At 61.2% G+C, this 15,748-nt stretch carries 17 protein-coding genes; 13 read left to right on the forward strand and 4 right to left on the reverse strand.

Annotated features, from left to right (window positions below; translation table 11 throughout):
* The first annotated feature begins 17 nt into the window (after positions 1-17).
* From WOB96_RS09760 to WOB96_RS09805, 10 genes are all read left to right on the forward strand, one after another.
* Entirely contained in the window at positions 18-1,556 is a 1,539-nt protein-coding gene (locus tag WOB96_RS09760) for a TonB-dependent receptor (RefSeq protein WP_341371108.1), read from the forward strand.
* A 9-nt stretch (positions 1,557-1,565) separates the two neighbouring features.
* Positions 1,566-2,450 (forward strand): metal ABC transporter substrate-binding protein, encoded by an 885-nt coding sequence (locus tag WOB96_RS09765; protein ID WP_341371109.1) that lies wholly within the window; start codon positions 1,566-1,568, stop codon positions 2,448-2,450.
* Positions 2,450-3,019 carry an ATP-binding cassette domain-containing protein gene (locus WOB96_RS09770; protein WP_341371110.1) on the forward strand — a complete coding sequence of 190 codons (570 nt, stop codon included), beginning with the start codon at positions 2,450-2,452 and terminating at the stop codon, positions 3,017-3,019. Before WOB96_RS09765 ends, WOB96_RS09770 begins: the two co-directional genes overlap by 1 nt.
* Positions 3,010-3,858, forward strand: a complete 849-nt coding sequence (locus tag WOB96_RS09775) for a metal ABC transporter permease (protein WP_341371111.1) — start codon at positions 3,010-3,012, stop codon at positions 3,856-3,858. Before WOB96_RS09770 ends, WOB96_RS09775 begins: the two co-directional genes overlap by 10 nt.
* A gap of 49 nt (positions 3,859-3,907) precedes the next feature.
* Complete coding sequence (locus WOB96_RS09780; protein ID WP_341371112.1) at positions 3,908-5,992, forward strand: carbon starvation CstA family protein; 2,085 nt, start codon at positions 3,908-3,910, stop codon at positions 5,990-5,992.
* A gap of 8 nt (positions 5,993-6,000) precedes the next feature.
* Entirely contained in the window at positions 6,001-6,216 is a 216-nt protein-coding gene (locus WOB96_RS09785; protein ID WP_341371113.1) for a CstA-like transporter-associated (seleno)protein, read from the forward strand.
* Between the two features lie 349 nt (positions 6,217-6,565).
* Entirely contained in the window at positions 6,566-7,012 is a 447-nt protein-coding gene (locus WOB96_RS09790; protein ID WP_341371114.1) for a response regulator, read from the forward strand.
* A gap of 6 nt (positions 7,013-7,018) precedes the next feature.
* On the forward strand, positions 7,019-9,154 hold the full coding sequence (locus WOB96_RS09795; RefSeq protein WP_341371115.1) for a putative bifunctional diguanylate cyclase/phosphodiesterase: 2,136 nt from the start codon (positions 7,019-7,021) through the stop codon (positions 9,152-9,154).
* A 50-nt stretch (positions 9,155-9,204) separates the two neighbouring features.
* A complete protein-coding gene (locus WOB96_RS09800) occupies positions 9,205-10,212 on the forward strand; it encodes a GGDEF domain-containing response regulator (protein ID WP_341371116.1) in 1,008 nt (335 codons plus the stop codon).
* Positions 10,213-10,216: 4 nt separating this feature from the next.
* A complete protein-coding gene (locus tag WOB96_RS09805) occupies positions 10,217-10,519 on the forward strand; it encodes an Hpt domain-containing protein (RefSeq protein ID WP_341371117.1) in 303 nt (100 codons plus the stop codon).
* A gap of 17 nt (positions 10,520-10,536) precedes the next feature.
* Here the strand turns inward: WOB96_RS09805 and WOB96_RS09810 are convergent, their stop codons facing one another.
* Positions 10,537-10,767, reverse strand: coding sequence for a hypothetical protein (locus WOB96_RS09810; protein ID WP_341371118.1), 231 nt, complete (start codon positions 10,765-10,767; stop codon positions 10,537-10,539).
* Positions 10,768-10,993: 226 nt separating this feature from the next.
* Between WOB96_RS09810 and msrB the strand changes: the two genes are divergently transcribed.
* The 3 genes from msrB to dcd all read left to right on the forward strand — a co-directional run bounded on the left by msrB (position 10,994) and on the right by dcd (position 13,305).
* Positions 10,994-11,395 (forward strand): peptide-methionine (R)-S-oxide reductase MsrB, encoded by a 402-nt coding sequence (gene msrB, locus WOB96_RS09815; protein WP_341371119.1) that lies wholly within the window; start codon positions 10,994-10,996, stop codon positions 11,393-11,395.
* Between the two features lie 140 nt (positions 11,396-11,535).
* Positions 11,536-12,627, forward strand: coding sequence for an iron-sulfur cluster carrier protein ApbC (apbC, locus tag WOB96_RS09820; RefSeq protein ID WP_341371120.1), 1,092 nt, complete (start codon positions 11,536-11,538; stop codon positions 12,625-12,627).
* A 111-nt stretch (positions 12,628-12,738) separates the two neighbouring features.
* Positions 12,739-13,305, forward strand: coding sequence for a dCTP deaminase (gene dcd / locus WOB96_RS09825; RefSeq protein ID WP_341371121.1), 567 nt, complete (start codon positions 12,739-12,741; stop codon positions 13,303-13,305).
* 43 nt (positions 13,306-13,348) lie between these two features.
* On the opposite strand, the gene WOB96_RS09830 is transcribed toward dcd, so the two are convergent.
* The 3 genes from WOB96_RS09830 to coaBC all read right to left on the reverse strand — a co-directional run bounded on the left by WOB96_RS09830 (position 13,349) and on the right by coaBC (position 15,707).
* Positions 13,349-13,906: a YqhA family protein gene (locus WOB96_RS09830; protein WP_341371122.1), complete on the reverse strand. Its 558-nt coding sequence runs from the start codon at positions 13,904-13,906 to the stop codon at positions 13,349-13,351.
* A 131-nt stretch (positions 13,907-14,037) separates the two neighbouring features.
* A complete protein-coding gene (gene dut / locus WOB96_RS09835) occupies positions 14,038-14,490 on the reverse strand; it encodes a dUTP diphosphatase (RefSeq protein ID WP_341371123.1) in 453 nt (150 codons plus the stop codon).
* Positions 14,491-14,492: 2 nt separating this feature from the next.
* Positions 14,493-15,707, reverse strand: a complete 1,215-nt coding sequence (coaBC, locus tag WOB96_RS09840; protein WP_341371124.1) for a bifunctional phosphopantothenoylcysteine decarboxylase/phosphopantothenate--cysteine ligase CoaBC — start codon at positions 15,705-15,707, stop codon at positions 14,493-14,495.
* Positions 15,708-15,748 lie beyond the last annotated feature (41 nt).

The raw sequence follows: 15,748 nt of genomic DNA on the forward strand, positions 1-15,748 counted from the left end.
ATTTCCAGGAGAGAAACATGCAATTCAAATTGCTTGCCGGGGCCGCTGCGCTGTCCCTGCATACCCCTTTATTGCTGGCTGACGATAGCGCCAGCCTGCAAAAACTGATCGAACAGGTGCAAAAGCTCGAAGCCCGGAGCGCACGACAGGAAGCTGAGATCAATCGACTACGCACCGAGTTGTCAGCTCGTCCGGCCAGTGCACCTCAAACCCAACAAGAGCCCGTCAGCTCGCCACAAACAGGCTCCTTCGACCAGTCTACCCAGACCCCTGCTTCAATACCCGCCGCTGACCCTGCGACTGTCTCGCAATCCGCAACGGGACCCCTGGATGCTCCCGGGCTGCAACCGTTGAACCTGCCCGGCCTTGGCCAGACGGGTACGACCACTGCCGCTACGGCCTTCAATCCGGCCCTCTCTGTCATTCTGGATGGGGTGTACTACCACGATGACCGCCAGGGTGGCGTAAGTGATCGGCTCGCCGAGAGCCTGGGCTTTGGCGCGGGCACTTCGGAAGGCCACGCCCATGGTGGCGAACTCAAGCAGGGTTTCAATCTGCGCGAGACCGAACTGGCTTTTTCCGCATCTGTTGATCCCTATCTGGACGCGCTGGCGATTCTGGCCGTGGGTGAAGAAGGGCTTGAAGTGGAAGAGGCCTATGGCCGCACCCGGTCGCTTCCCTGGGGGCTGCAGCTCAAATTCGGCCGCTTTTTCAGTGACATTGGCTACATGAACCGTCAGCACCCGCATCAGTGGGACTTCGTCGATCAGGCCCTGCCTTACCAACTCCTGTTCGGTGGTTCCTTGCGGGAAACCGGCCTGCAACTGTCCTGGCTGCCAGCCTGGCCTTTCTATGCCCGCTTTGGCGTGGAAGCCCTGCAGGGGGAAAACAATGGCGTCGCCAGTTATCTCGGGCCGGATGAGGACCACCCCGCTTTTTCTGATAAGGCCGGACCACGTCTCTTTACCGCCTTTGCGAAATTCTCGCCGGACCTGGGCTACAGTCATGCCTTGCAGGCCGGAGTCTTTGGAGGGCGCGCCCTGAAGCATCAGGAGTTCCAGCCAGGTGCAACCGACGATGAAGCGCTGGATGGCGACAGCTGGTTTGCCGGTACCGACTGGGTCTACAAGTACGACGATCCGCGAGCCTTCGGGCAGGGCGATATCACCCTCCAGGGTGAGTACATCTATCGGCGCAAGGACCTGCGGGTGGTCGATAGCACGGACCTGGCGCGGCTTGGCCTGGGGCATGAAGCGGCCCAGGATGGCCTGTATGTACAGGGCGTTTACGGCTTTGCGCCACGCTGGACCACGGGGCTGCGCTTTGATACCGCCGGCTTGATCAACCAAGTCAATGAAACGGGTCCAGGTGAGCAGAGTCTGGCCTCGATCCAGCGTTACACAGCCAACCTGACCTGGAATCCGACCGAATTCTCCCGCCTGCGCCTGCAATACAACATCGGCAGATTACCGCTGGATGGCAGCAAGGAAAGCTTCAATCAGGTCTATCTCCAGTACCAGTTTTCGCTTGGCGCTCACGGCGCCCACGCCTTCTAGGAGGGCCTCATGTACAAATTGCTGCTTGCTTTTCTCCTTGCCGTATTTGTTGCACCGGCGCAGGCCGCCATCAATGTCGTTGCCACCACGTCCAGCATGGGTATGCTCGCGCGCACGGTCGGCGGTGATGCGGTGAAGGTCACGGTGCTGGCACCGCCAGACCGTGATGCCCACTATCTGCAGGCCAAGCCCAGCATGATGCTGGCGCTGCGTCGCGCCGATCTGCTGATGGCTGTGGGTGCGGATCTCGAGATCGGCTGGCTGCCGGCCGCGCTGCAGAGCGCGGGCAACCCCCGCGTGCTGCCGGGCAAGCCGGGCTACTTTGAGGCTGCCTCACAGGTATCCCTGATCGAAAAGGGGGAGGCGGCGGATCGGGCGCGTGGCGACGTGCACCCCATGGGTAATCCACATGTCTATCTCGACCCGCAGCGCATGGCAACCATCGGCAAGGCCCTGGCCCAGCGCCTCAGCGCAGTGGATCCGGAGCAGGCGGCTACATTCCAGCGCAATGCCCAGGCTTTCGCCGGCCAGGTCGCGGCCCATCTGCCCCAGTGGCGAGACAAGTCGCGTGGGGTCAAGGGTGTGGTGCTAAACCATAAGGACGGCAACTACCTGATGACCCTGCTAGGGGTGCCGGTGCTTGGCTATGTCGAGCCCTTGCCAGGCATTCCCCCGAGTGCGCAGTACCTGAGCAGTCTGGTCGGCAGGCTCAAGGGGCGCCAGGGCGTGATCCTGTATACGGTGTTCCAGCCTGCTCAGGGGCCGAACTTTCTTGCCCAGCGGCTTGGCTGGAAAGCTTTTCGCCTGCCTCTTGAACCTGCGCTGGACGCCGATGCCAAGGCCTATTTCGCCCTGATCGATCAGTGGGTGAATGCCGTGGCCCAGGCGCGTTGATGGACGCCCTCATCGAGCTCAATGAGGTGGTGGCGGGTTATGCTGTCCCCGTCATCGGGCCTGTCTCGCTGACTGTGCGGGCTGGCGAGATAGTGGGCATTCAGGGTCCCAATGGCATCGGCAAGTCCACGCTGCTGCGGGCGATCACCGGCGTATCGCGCGTATTTCAAGGCGAGATTCGCCGCCAGCCCGGCCTGCAAGTGGCGCATCAGCGCCAGCGCCCGGTACGCATCTCGCCCATGCCCCTGCTCGGGCGCGAGTTGCTGAAGCTGACCGGGGCGGATCATTCGGCGCCCCCGGATCGGCTTGCGCACCTGCTCGACAATCGGCTCGATCGGCTGAGCGGCGGCCAGTTGCAACTGCTGCAAATCTGGGCCTGCCTCGGTGGGCGAGCCCAACTCATCCTGCTCGACGAGCCGACCAACAACCTTGATCCCGGCAGTGTCGACACGCTGATCCATCTCTTGATGGAGCGGGATCGATCGCGCGCCGTGCTGCTGGTGAGCCATGAAGCGGATTTCGTCGGGCGTGTCTGCAACCGGGTGGTGGAGGTGCAGGCATGGCGCTAGATACCCTGTTCGATCCGCTGTTTCGTTTGCCCTTCCTGACGGGCCTCCTGTATGCCTGCCTGTTGCCGGCGCTGGGCATGTACCTGCGCTTGCGGGACGAGTGGCTGGCGGCATTGGGCCTGACGCAGATCGCCGCTGCCGGTGGTGTCCTGAGTCTCTTTCTCGGGCTGCCGGTGCTGATGGCCGCACTGGCAACCGCAGCAGTCGCAGCCGGCATCAAGGGCCTCATGCAGCGTCCGGGTAACGACACTTATGCGGTCATGATTCTGAGTGGCTGGAGTGCCACCCTGCTGCTGGCTGCCAACAGTCCGCATGGTGAGGAGCTCAGTCACGCCCTGGTGGACGGCCAGCTTTACTTCACTGGCATGGAGCACCTGTTGAGCGCCGGCATGCTGGGTCTCATTATCGTCATGCTGTTTCCCTGGCTGTCGCCGCGGCTCCTGACTGCCCGGTTTTTCCCGGATCATTTCAGCGCCAATCAGATCTCCGGCTGGCGCTATCACATTACGTTTGACCTGTTGGCGGCACTTGGCCTGGCGCTTGCCACCCAGGCTATCGGGGTCATGGCCGCCTTTGCCCTGGTTTTCATTCCGCCCTGGCTGGCCTTTGCCTGGGCCAGTGGCTGGCGACGCAGTCTGCTGTTGGCACTGGTGCTCGGCGCCATCAGCTATCTTGCCGCCTTTGCGCTGGCCATACTGTTCGACCAACCCTTCGGGCCATTGCTGGTCGCCATGCTCCTGTTGCTGTCACTAATGCGCTGGTTCCTGCCGCGCTTTGCAGGCCTGATTAAGGCCAGGCAGGGCGGGCCAGTTTGCAGATCCGACAAAAAAACTATATGAATAGCCGGAAGCTGAATTCAGCCAAAGGCATTGCTAGTCGAGAGGGTGTATGCAAGGGGATAGGAAACTCGGCCCGCTGGGGCTGCTGGCCTGGATTGCCGTGGCCGTGCTGGGGGCCGGGGCGGTTGGCGGCATTGCTCTGCATCGGGGCGAACAGATCAACGCGCTCTGGTTCATTGTCGCGGCCGTGGCTGTCTATGCCATCGCCTACCGCTTCTATAGTGCCTTCATTGCTGCAAAGGTGCTGGCCCTGGATGCCACCCGCGCCACGCCAGCCGAACGATTCAATGACGGCCGGGACTTCGTGCCCACCAATAAATGGGTACTCTTCGGCCATCACTTTGCCGCCATTGCCGGTCCCGGACCGCTGATCGGCCCGACCCTGGCGGCACAGTTCGGCTACTTGCCGGGTACTTTGTGGATCCTTTTCGGTGCGGTGCTGGGCGGTTGCGTCCAGGATTTCGTGACGCTCTTCTTCTCCACTCGCCGCGATGGACGCTCGCTGGGGCAGATGGCGCGCGATGAGCTCGGGCCGGTGGGTGGCGTGACCGCCCTGGTCGGCGTGCTCATGATCATGGTGATCCTCATCGCCGTGCTCGGGCTGGTGGTGGTCAACGCCATGAAGCACAGCCCCTGGGCGACCTCGACTGTCGCGGCCACCATCCCCATTGCCGTACTGGTGGGCCTGTACATGCGCAACATCCGCCCCGGCCGCGTGCTGGAGGCCTCACTTCTCGGCTTGGGCCTGCTCCTGCTGGCCGTAGGTGGCGGCGGCTGGGTGGATCATCACCCGGTGCTGCGTGACTGGTTCGATTACGACGGCCCGGCGCTGGCGCTGATGGTGATTGCCTACGGCTTTGTCGCCGCCGTGGTGCCGGTCTGGCTGCTGCTGGCTCCGCGTGATTATCTCTCGACCTTCATGAAGCTGGGCACCATCATCGCGCTGGCCATCGCTATCCTGTTCATGGCACCCACCGTGAAGATGCCAGCCCTGACCCGCTTTGTCGACGGCACTGGTCCCATCTTTGCCGGTGATCTCTTTCCCTTCGTCTTCATCACCATCGCCTGCGGTGCGATCTCGGGCTTCCATGCCCTGATTTCCTCAGGCACTACGCCCAAGCTGCTGGCCAATGAGGCGGATGCCCGCTTCATCGGCTATGGCGCCATGATCATGGAATCCTTTGTCGCCATCATGGCCATGATCGCCGCCACGGTGCTCGATCCCGGCGTGTACTTTGCCATCAACAGCCCTGCTGGCATTGTTGGTGAAACCGCCAGCCAGGCCGTGGCCACCATATCAAGCTGGGGCTTCCCGGTGAGCGTGGCGCAGATGGAAGCGCTTGCCCGCGGGATGGGGGAGGCGACCCTGTTTGCGCGCACCGGTGGCGCCCCCTCACTCGCGGTGGGCATGGCCAGCATCTTTGCCAGCGCCTTTGGCGCCAGTCTGCTGGCCATGTGGTATCACTTCGCCATCATGTTCGAGGCCCTGTTCATTCTGACCACCATCGATGCCGGCACGCGGGTGGGGCGATTCATGCTGCAGGACCTGCTGGGCAACATCCATGCCCCGCTGGGACGCACGAGCTGGTATCCCGGCGTACTCCTGAGCAGTGCCATCATTGTCGGCGCCTGGGGCTACTTTCTGTATATGGGGACCATCGACCCCAATGGCGGCATCAACAGCCTCTGGCCGCTATTTGGCATTTCCAATCAGATGCTCGCCGCCATCGCGCTTTGCGTCGGGACCACCATCCTGGTCAAATGTGGCAAGGCCCGCTACGTCTGGGTGACGGCCCTGCCACTGATCTGGCTGGTCATCATCACCTCCACGGCCGCCTGGCAAAAACTCTTCAGCCCGGAAGTGCGCGTGGGCTTTCTCGCCCAGGCCAATGACCTGGCACAGAAGCTTGCCACGGGTGTTCTGCCGCCTGACAAGGCGGCCCAGGCCCCGCAGCTCATCTTCAACAATCGGCTTGATGCGGCCCTGACCGCATTCTTCCTGCTGGCGACCTGGATCCTGGTGGCCGATTCCCTGCGTGTTGTCTGGCGGGTCTGGCGCAAGCGGCCGGTATCACCACTGACTGAAAGCCCGCATGTGCCAAGCCGTCTGGTGGAGGACTGGGTCAGGGACTAGGAGAACATATGCGCGCCATTTACTGTCTGATGCCCCGGCACTGGGGCCCGATGCTGCTTCGCTTCTGGGCCGGACTGCGCCATGCCACCGGTGACGACGCCTATGAACGCTATCTGATCCACTGGCAGGCCTGTCATGCTGGCGAGGGCCAACCGTTGCCGCGAAAGGATTTTTTCAAGGCGGAGCAGGACCGCAAATGGAACGGCATTCGGCGCTGCTGCTGAACGTCGCTGCCCAGGATCGGTCAGACATGGGCATGTCTCGCAAAAAAGTTCCGGCCAAGCTACCTTGGTCGGATTACCAGTCCAGCATCCCTCTACTATTTTCAGTTGAAGTGTTCCTCTTTTCGCTCCTGGCATCATGGCTGTCCGTCCCGTTCCACAATACGCGCAAGGACCGATAGGCATTGCCTTGCGGTTTGATTAGGTTAAGCCTGTGTCTTTCTGAAAATGCATCGGGCCCCTGATCGTGGACAGAGTATCAAGCAGTCTTTCCCTTTGCCGCCCGGCGTTGCAGCTGCTGTAGTAAGGCTTTTCAGGTGCCGAACAGCATTTAAAAAAATAAGGGGAATTTATGCAGAGCAGCTTGATTCTGATGGTGGAAGACAATCCGGATGATGAGGCGCTGACCTTGAGGGCCTTGCGCAAGAGCAATCTGGAAGTGCAGGTGGATGTGGTGCGGGATGGCGTGGAGGCGCTGGAGTATCTGTTTGGGCGGGTGGAAGCGGGCGGTCGGGAAACCGGCCCGTTGCCGCAGGTGATGCTGCTGGATCTGAAGCTGCCGAAGATGACGGGGCTTGAGGTGCTGCGGCGGGTGCGTGCCGATGCCCGGACCCGCTTGCTGCCCATCGTGGTCCTGACCACTTCCAACGAGGAACGGGACCTGATCGAGAGCTATGCCCTGGGTGCCAACAGCTATATCCGCAAACCCGTCGACTTCGGCCAGTTCATGGAAACCGTCCGCCAGCTCGGTATCTACTGGCTCACCATGAATGAGGCACCGCCCAGGGCGGGCATCTGAGGCAAGATGACTAATCCGCTAAGGGTCTTGATCGTCGAAGACTCGGAAGACGATGCTGCGCTCATCCTGCGTGAACTGCGCCGGGGAGGCTATGACCTGTCCGCCGAGCGGGTGGATACGTCCGAAGAAATGGAAGCGGCCCTGCAAAACCCCGAGTGGGATGTCGTCATCACCGATTTCAATCTGCCCCGATTCAGCGCGCTTGCCGCGCTCGACCTGATCAAGAAACACCAGCTTGACCTGCCTTTCATCATTGTGTCCGGCATCATCGGCGAGGATATTGCCGTCGCCGCCATGAAGGCCGGTGCCCACGATTATCTGAAAAAGGACAACCTTGCCCGCCTGGTGCCCGCCATCGAGCGCGAACTGCGCGAGTGTGCCGAGCGGCGTGCCCGCCGTCATGCCGAACTGGCCCTGCGCGAGCGCGAGGAAAAATACCGCAAGCTGTTCAACAACATCTATGACGCGATCTTTTTGAATGCACTGACCGAGGATGGTCGCATGGGACCCTTCCTGGAGGTCAACGATGTTGCCTGTGAACGGCTCGGCTATAGCCGCGAGGAATTGCTCAGGCTCCATCCCCAGGACATCATCCAGGAAGACACCGAGCGCAAGATCAACAACATCACCAAGGCCATCATCAAACACGGCCACCTGACCTTTGAAATGACCCTGACCGGCAAAAGCGGTGATGTCTACCCTGTCGAGGTCAGTGCTCACGTTTTTCCGCTGGGTGATTCTCACGTCGTGTTGTCCATTGCCCGCGATATCCGTGAACGCAAGCGAGCCGAGGAAATCATCTGGCACCAGGCCTACCACGACGCCCTGACCGGTCTGCCCAACCGGCTGCTGTTTCGTGACCGCCTGGAACAGGCGCTGGCTTATGCCCGCCGCCATGAAAAGGTCCTCGCCGTCATGTTCCTGGATCTGGACCGCTTCAAGACCATCAATGACACCCTGGGTCACAGTGTTGGCGATCAACTGCTGCAGGGCGTGGCCAGGCGGCTGACGCATTGTGTACGCGAAGAGGATACCGTGGCCCGCATGGGCGGCGATGAGTTCACCCTGCTGCTGCCCGAGGTCGAGCAGGTCGACGATGTTGCCCGCATTGCCCAGAAACTCATCGATGCGCTCAAGCCACCTTTCTACATTGAAGGTTATGAACTATATTCCTCAACCAGCATTGGTATTGCCTTCTATCCCAATGACGGCGAGGAGCCCGAGACCATCCTCAAGAACGCGGATACGGCCATGTATCGGGCCAAGGATCATGGGCGCAACAACTACCAGCTCTATGCCGCCGAGATGAGCTCTCTGTCCTTCGAGCGGCTCGCGCTGGGCAACATGCTGCGCAAGGCTCTCGATCATGAGGAACTGCTGGTGCATTACCAGCCGCAACTGGATCTACGGACCGGCAGAATCTTTGGCATGGAAGCCCTGGTGCGCTGGCAGCACCCGGATCTTGGGCTGATTTCGCCCCTGCAGTTCATTTCCCTGGCCGAGGAAACCGGCCTGATTTCGCCGCTGGGAGAGTGGGTCATGCGCACCGCCTGTGCACAGACCAAGGCCTGGCAAGCGGCGGGTTTGGCGCCCTTGCGGGTGGCGGTCAACCTCTCGGCGCGTCAGTTCAAGCATGTGGGGCTGATCGATACCGTGGCCCAGGTCCTGGATGACACCGGCCTTGAGCCGCAGTATCTTGAGCTCGAACTGACGGAAAGCATCGTCGCCGAGAATGCCGAAGCGACCATTGCCACGCTCCGGGACCTGAAGGCCATGGGCATAAAGCTTTCCATCGATGATTTTGGTACGGGTTATTCCTCTTTGAGCTATCTCAAGCGTTTTCCGCTGGATCTGCTCAAGATCGACCAGTCCTTCGTGCATCACATGACCAGTGACAGCGATGATGCCGCCATCGTGACCGCAGTGATCAACATGGCGCACAGCCTGAAGCTCAAGGTGATTGCCGAAGGCGTGCAGACGGAAGAGCAACTGAGCCTGCTGCGGCGCCAGGATTGCGATCAGGTACAGGGCAATCTGTTCAGCAAACCAATTGCCGCTGAAGAGTTCGGACAGCTATTACTACAACAGGCGACCAATGAGCGCTGGCAGCATTTGCTGCGAACCGGTAGCACGTTTACCTGAGGGGAGTGGTATAGCACGTGCCATAATTGGATGGCTCAGGTATGGAAAAAATGCAGATTTTATTAGTTGACGACGATACGGATAGTCTGGTTCTGCTGGAGCAGATCCTGCGCCAGGCAGGCTACGACCGGGTTCGCTCGGCCATGTCCGTGCACGAGGCCTTGCAGGTCCTGCATAGCCAGGAAAGCGCCGGCAAGGTGGATGTCATCCTGATGGATGTCATGCTGCCCCAGGTCTCGGGCATCGAGGGTTGTCGCTACATCAAGGAACAGGAACACCTGCGCGACATCCCCGTCATCATGGTCACAGCCATGACCGGCGAGGATGATCTGGAGCAGGCCTTCGCCGCGGGCGCCAACGACTATATCACCAAGCCTTTTCGTAAGGTGGAACTGCTTGCCAGGTTGCGTCCGGCCCTGGGGCTCAAGCAGGAGCGCGACTGGCGCAAGGCCCGGGAACGGGAGCTGCTGGAGGTCTCGACCCAGTTGCAGATCGCCAACCATACCCTGCAGATGTTGTCCTGCCAGGATGGTCTGACCGGCATCGCCAACCGTCGTCACTTCGAGGAGACGCTGCGCAAGGACTGGCGTCAGGCCCTGCGTGACCAGATGCCCCTGTCCCTCATCCTGGTGGACGTCGATCACTTCAAGGCGTTCAACGACCACTATGGCCATCAGGCCGGTGATGCCTGCCTCAAGCGCGTGGCCCAGACCCTCTCGCTTTCCCTGTCCCGTCCCGGGGACGTCGTTGCCCGGTATGGCGGTGAGGAGTTCGCCGTGCTCCTGGCCGATACCGATCTCGCCGGTGCAGAGAAGGTTGCCAGAACCCTGTGTGAAAACGTCCGGGAACTCGGCATCCCGCACGAGCAGTCACCCACGGCGCCCATGGTGACCATCAGTCTCGGCGTGGCCGCGGTCAGACCGATCCAGGAGGCCGGCGCGGAGATGCTGCTGCGCGCCGCCGACGATGCCCTGTACCGTGCCAAGGCGCTGGGCCGCAACGGTTTCGAATCACAGCCGCCACAACTCGACCTGGCGGTATGCTCCGGTTCCGGCTGATTCGATGCGCGAACCTATCCCTGTCCTGATCGATCCGGATCTTGCCGGGATCATTCCGGCCTATCTGGATAACCGGCGCCTGGATGTCACGCGCATTCAGGCGGCGATTGCCGAGCAGGACTTTGTCCTCATCGGTCACCTTGGCCACAAGATGAAGGGGACCGGGCAGGGTTACGGGTTCCTGGTCATCACCGAGGTCGGCATAAATTTTGAAATCGCCGCCGAGGAACGTGACCTGGACAGCGTGCGGCAAAACCTTGCATTGCTGCAGGACTACCTGGAACGGGTACAGCCGCGGGTGCGGTAATCAAACAGCAAGGCTGTTCAGTCACCGACTTCCCCATGGACATCGATGAACTGCCGGGCCCGCTCATATACGTCATCCGGGATTTCGCTCCAGAACATGAGTTGATAGGAATATCCCTGGCGGCCCTCGCTCAACCAGCGGATCAGCTCATCCACGGGATGGCTTTCCATCACCTGGTTCAATACATGCCATTCCCCGCTGTAATCCCGTCCTTCATATTTCCAGCGATAGACAACGAAGTATTTCATGGCTGGCCCCCACGCGCACCTTTCCAGGTCGCGCTTGTGGTTGGTTTGGCAGTCTCTCCTGAATTCCCTGCCCTGAAGCCAGTATTTCCCTTTGTACAAACAGGGCGTATCGGCCCTTCGTTCGGTGCCATCATCGCGCGCCTGAAGCGGCCGCTTGCGCTAGAATGATCCGGAACCATTTACAAGGTCTTCCACCCTAATCCAGAGTATTCGCAAGGAGATTGCCATGACGGACAAGATCCGGAAAAGTGAAGAGGAATGGCAGGCGCAACTGACGCCGGAACAATATCGCATTGCCCGGCAGGCCGGCACGGAAATGCCCTTTACCGGTAAATACAATGCCAACAAGGAGGCGGGCGTGTACCGCTGTGTCTGCTGCGGCAAGCCGGTCTTCGATTCCGCGCAAAAATATGACTCCGGCAGTGGCTGGCCCAGCTTCTGGGCGCCGAAGGACGCCGAAGCCCTTGAGCTGCACACCGATCCCAGCCACGGCATGCAGCGTGTGGAAGTACGCTGTTCGGCCTGTGATGCACACTTGGGGCATGTGTTCGAGGACGGCCCGCAACCAAGCGGCCTGCGCTACTGCATCAACTCCGCCTCCCTGGATTTCGACAAGGAGCCGGAGTAGCCCGACAATGATGTACATTCTGCCCAGGCGCAGGATGGCCGTCGGGCCCGAGTTTTCTCAAGCCGGGAATATCGCTACAATGGCACGTTATTTGCCCCTCTTCCGCCCGGAAGGGGACTGGTTCAGCTTGGAGGGATGCAATGAGTACTGTCTCGGAATTGCAGGTCCAGACTGCCCTGAAGGAAGTACAGGATCCCTATGTCGGCAAGGATTTGGTCTCAGCCAACGAAGTAAAGCAGATCCGCGTCCAGGATGGCCGTGTCGAGGTCGACCTTGAACTGGGCTATCCAGCGAAGGGCGTCAGCGGTCGCTTCAGCAAGGACATCCAGCAGCGGGTGAGTGCCATCAGCGGCGTCCGCGAGGTCCTGGTGAATGTGCGCCAGAACATCCGCACGCATCAGGCCCAGAAGGGCGTCAAGCTGCTGCCGGGGATCAAGAACATCATTGCCGTGGCCTCCGGCAAGGGTGGCGTCGGCAAGTCCACCACTGCCGTGAATCTGGCGCTTGCCCTGGCTCACGATGGCGCCTCGGTCGGCATCCTCGACGCCGATATTTACGGGCCGAGCCAGCCGCGCATGCTCGGCATCAGTGGCAAGCCCACTTCCAAGGATGGCAAGAGCATCGAGCCCATGGAGAACCATGGCATCAAGGCCATGTCCATAGGTTTCCTGATCGACGAAGAGACCGCCATGATCTGGCGCGGTCCCATGGTGACCCAGGCCCTGGAACAGCTGCTTTCAGATACCCGCTGGGGCGAACTGGATTATATGGTCATCGACCTGCCACCGGGCACGGGCGACACCCAGCTGACGCTTGCGCAGAAGATCCCCGTCACCGGGGCCGTGATCGTCACCACGCCGCAGGACGTGGCGCTGCTGGATGCTCGCAAGGGACTCAAGATGTTCGAGAAAGTGGGAATCCCCATCCTCGGCATCGTCGAGAACATGAGCTTCTACATCTGCCCCAAATGCGGCAACGAGGATGACATCTTCAGCCATGGCGGTGGCGAGCGCATGGCCGAGCAGTACGAAGTGGACTTCCTGGGCGCCATTCCGCTGGATCGGCGCATCCGCAACGAGGCGGACGAGGGCAAGCCGACAGTGGCGGCCGAGCCGGGCTCGCGACTGGGCCAACTCTACCTGGAACTCGGGCGGCATGTGGCCGGCAAGCTGGCCGTGCAGTCGGTGGACTTCAGCCACAAGTTTCCGAATATCGTCATCCAGAACAAATAAGTGGCAACCGGCGACAGGCCGGGTTAATGGCAGATGGGGGTTGCTGGCGGCGCGGGTTCGCGCATGGCGGTAAACCCCCGCCCTTCTCCAGTCAGGCATTCCTGAGACAATATGGCTATTAAATCAGATAAATGGATTCGGCGCATGGCCGAAGAGCAGGGCATGATCGAGCCCTTCGAACCCCGGCAAATCAAGAGCTGCGAAGGCAATCCCATCGTATCCTATGGTTTGTCCTCCTACGGCTACGACATCCGCTGTGCCGATGAATTCAAGATCTTCACCAATGTGCGCAGCGCCATCGTCGATCCCAAGCAGTTTTCGGAGGATTCCTTCGTCGACTTCCAGGGTGATGTCTGCATCATTCCCCCCAATTCCTTTGCCTTGGCGCGTACCGTCGAATATTTCCGCATTCCGCGCAGGGTGCTGACCATCTGCCTGGGCAAGTCCACCTATGCCCGCTGTGGCATCATCGTCAATGTCACGCCCTTCGAGCCCGAATGGGAAGGCTATGTCACGCTGGAATTCAGCAACACCACGCCTTTGCCCGCCAAGATCTACGCCAACGAGGGCATCGCCCAGGTGCTGTTCCTGGAGTCCGATGAGGAATGCGAGGTGTCTTACCGCGATCGCAACGGCAAGTATCAGGGGCAGATCGGCGTCACCCTGCCGCGCACCTGAATGTCCTGATAACGGGTCGGCAAGCCCCGCTTCGGCGGGGTTTTCAATGTGATTCCGTGCGGCTTTCCGGCAGGTGCGTGCCAGAACCCTTGTGCGCGAAATAAAGCGCGAGTGAGACCAGCATGATGCCGATGGCGAAATAGAGCAGATCCAGAGGACCGGTGAAATCCATGCGCACCGAGCGCTCGAAGAAGGTCACGACCAGGATCATCAATACCACCTTGGCCAGGCGGTCCTTCAGATCATCGAGATTGCGGATGAACAGTACCCGGGAAGATGCATGGTCGCCAGCTGCCGCATCGATCTTGCTGATGAACAGTTCGTAAAGGCCCAGTGCAAAGATCAGCATGACCGTGGCCAGCAGGTATCCATCCACCGCTGCAACAACATGCGCCACGGTTTCCGCGCGCAGGGTTTCCCGCGCATCCGTCGTGAGCGAAGCGTCGCCATAGTGCGTCACGTGCTGGATCAGGTAAAAGACGTCGACGCTGGTCATGTAAAAGAGCGCAAGGGATGCCGCCAGACTGGCGAGCACCGCAGTGAGCACGATCAAGCGGCTGTTCCAGAGAAATTTCTCGAATAGGTATTCTATGTTCTTCATGATCCCCCCACAGTCGGCGCAAAAATATCAGGGCCGGGCAGGGGGTTCAAGACCTGCCTTCTGCGCTGACTGTACGCTGGCGGCGCAGCTCGCTACGACCGGCGTATCCGCAGGCTGCCGCCAGGCTCTCATTACCTGCCGGTGCTGCCGAACCCGCCGCTGCCTCGTTCGCTCGATTCGAAGTCCGCGACGATCTTCAGCTCCGGCTGTGCGATCGGCACGATGATCATCTGCGCGATCCGATCACCGGGCGTGATGTGGATGGTCTCGCGACCCCGGTTCCAGGCGCTGATCAGGAGCGGACCCTGATAGTCGGAGTCGATCAATCCGGTCAGATTGCCCAGCACCAGGCCCTGCTTGTGTCCAAGGCCAGAGCGTGGCAGCAGCAGGGCAGCATGGCCGGGGTCGCGCAGGTGCATGGCGAAACCTGCCGGAATGAGCTCGGCCTGTCCGGGTGCCAGCGCCAGCGGCGCCTCGATGCAGGCGCGCAGGTCCATGCCGGCGGAACCCGTTGTGGCATAGGCGGGCAGGGGCCAGACTTCACCAAGCCGGCTGTCCAGAATCTTGATTTCTATGACCTGCATGTTCACTCCAGGGTCGGGGATGAAAGAAGGGAGGTAATGTGGGACACCAGTGCCCGGGCGAGCATGAGTTTGTCTGCGCGCCCAAGATCATGTGTGCCGCCGGCATCGATCAGTACCAGATGGTTGTCCTCGCTGCCAAAGCCGAGGCCGGCCTGGCTGACGTCATTGATGGCGATCAGGTCCACGCCCTTGGCCTGGTGTTTCGCGGCGCCGAGCGCCAGCGCGTCATGGGTCTGGGCGGCAAAGCCCACCACCAGTTTCGGACGCTGCGCATGTGCTGCGACCTCGGCCAGGATGTCGGGGTTGACGCAGAGTTCAAGCGGCCCCTGCAGGGCGGTCTTGGCCAGCTTGCGCGAGGCCTTTTGCGCCGGTCGGAAATCCGCCACGGCAGCCGTGGCGACAAGGATGTCCATTTCCGGCAAGCGGTCCAGCACGGCCGCGCGCATCTCCAGCGCGCTTTCCACCCGAACCACCCGTACACCGGTCGGCGGATTCAGGGAGGTGGGGCCGCTGACGAGCGTGACCGCGGCGCCGGCTTCCGCCAGGGCCTGCGCCACGGCGTAGCCCTGTCTGCCGCTGGAGCGATTGGTGATCCCTCTGGCGGGGTCGATGGCCTCCCAGGTCGGCCCTGCGGTCACCAGCGCATGTCGTCCCGCCAGCGGCTTTGGCGCCAGATGCAGGCGCAGCAGCGACACCAGTTCCAGCGGCTCCAGCATGCGTCCCGGTCCGGTTTCGCTGCAGGCCTGCACGCCTTCGGCCGGCCCCAGAAGCAGTACTCCGTCCGCCAGCAACCGGGCAGCATTGCGTTGCGTGGCCGGATGCCGCCACATCTGCTGGTTCATGGCCGGGGCCAGCAGCGGGCGGCGCGGGCTCGCCAGTACCAGGGTGCTCAGCAGATCATCCGCCATGCCCTGGGCCAGTCGCGCCATCAGATCCGCCGTGGCCGGCGCAACCAGGATGGCATCGGCCCAGCGCGAAAGTGCGATGTGATCCATGCCCGCCTCGGCCGCCGGATCGAACAGCTCGCCGCGCACCGGTCGACCACTGACTGCCTGGAGGGCCAGTGGTGTCACGAACTCGCGCGCCGCGTGCGTCATCACCACCTGCACCTCGGCCCCGGCTTCACGCAAGCGCCGGCAAAGCTCAGGCGTCTTGTAGGCCGCAATGCCGCCACCGACGCCCAGAAGAATCCGTTTGCCGTGGAGGGGATCTTTCATGCTAGAGTGAATATTGCTGGTCATGGCATCAGTTTAAGGGA

Source organism: Thermithiobacillus plumbiphilus, assembly GCF_038070005.1.
Taxonomy (GTDB): domain Bacteria; phylum Pseudomonadota; class Gammaproteobacteria; order Acidithiobacillales; family Thermithiobacillaceae; genus JBBPCO01.

Excerpts from the sequence above, each read along its gene's own strand:
- WOB96_RS09760 (WP_341371108.1), top strand. The coding sequence starts at position 18 with ATGCAATTCAAATTGCTTGCCGGGGCCGCTGCGCTGTCCCTGCATACC.
- WOB96_RS09765 (WP_341371109.1), top strand. The coding sequence starts at position 1,566 with ATGTACAAATTGCTGCTTGCTTTTCTCCTTGCCGTATTTGTTGCACCG.
- WOB96_RS09770 (WP_341371110.1), top strand. The coding sequence starts at position 2,450 with ATGGACGCCCTCATCGAGCTCAATGAGGTGGTGGCGGGTTATGCTGTC.
- WOB96_RS09775 (WP_341371111.1), top strand. The coding sequence starts at position 3,010 with ATGGCGCTAGATACCCTGTTCGATCCGCTGTTTCGTTTGCCCTTCCTG.
- WOB96_RS09780 (WP_341371112.1), top strand. The coding sequence starts at position 3,908 with ATGCAAGGGGATAGGAAACTCGGCCCGCTGGGGCTGCTGGCCTGGATT.
- WOB96_RS09785 (WP_341371113.1), top strand. The coding sequence starts at position 6,001 with ATGCGCGCCATTTACTGTCTGATGCCCCGGCACTGGGGCCCGATGCTG.
- WOB96_RS09790 (WP_341371114.1), top strand. The coding sequence starts at position 6,566 with ATGCAGAGCAGCTTGATTCTGATGGTGGAAGACAATCCGGATGATGAG.
- WOB96_RS09795 (WP_341371115.1), top strand. The coding sequence starts at position 7,019 with ATGACTAATCCGCTAAGGGTCTTGATCGTCGAAGACTCGGAAGACGAT.
- WOB96_RS09800 (WP_341371116.1), top strand. The coding sequence starts at position 9,205 with ATGCAGATTTTATTAGTTGACGACGATACGGATAGTCTGGTTCTGCTG.
- WOB96_RS09805 (WP_341371117.1), top strand. The coding sequence starts at position 10,217 with ATGCGCGAACCTATCCCTGTCCTGATCGATCCGGATCTTGCCGGGATC.
- WOB96_RS09810 (WP_341371118.1), bottom strand. The coding sequence starts at position 10,767 with ATGAAATACTTCGTTGTCTATCGCTGGAAATATGAAGGACGGGATTAC.
- msrB (WP_341371119.1), top strand. The coding sequence starts at position 10,994 with ATGACGGACAAGATCCGGAAAAGTGAAGAGGAATGGCAGGCGCAACTG.
- apbC (WP_341371120.1), top strand. The coding sequence starts at position 11,536 with ATGAGTACTGTCTCGGAATTGCAGGTCCAGACTGCCCTGAAGGAAGTA.
- dcd (WP_341371121.1), top strand. The coding sequence starts at position 12,739 with ATGGCTATTAAATCAGATAAATGGATTCGGCGCATGGCCGAAGAGCAG.
- WOB96_RS09830 (WP_341371122.1), bottom strand. The coding sequence starts at position 13,906 with ATGAAGAACATAGAATACCTATTCGAGAAATTTCTCTGGAACAGCCGC.
- dut (WP_341371123.1), bottom strand. The coding sequence starts at position 14,490 with ATGCAGGTCATAGAAATCAAGATTCTGGACAGCCGGCTTGGTGAAGTC.
- coaBC (WP_341371124.1), bottom strand. The coding sequence starts at position 15,707 with ATGAAAGATCCCCTCCACGGCAAACGGATTCTTCTGGGCGTCGGTGGC.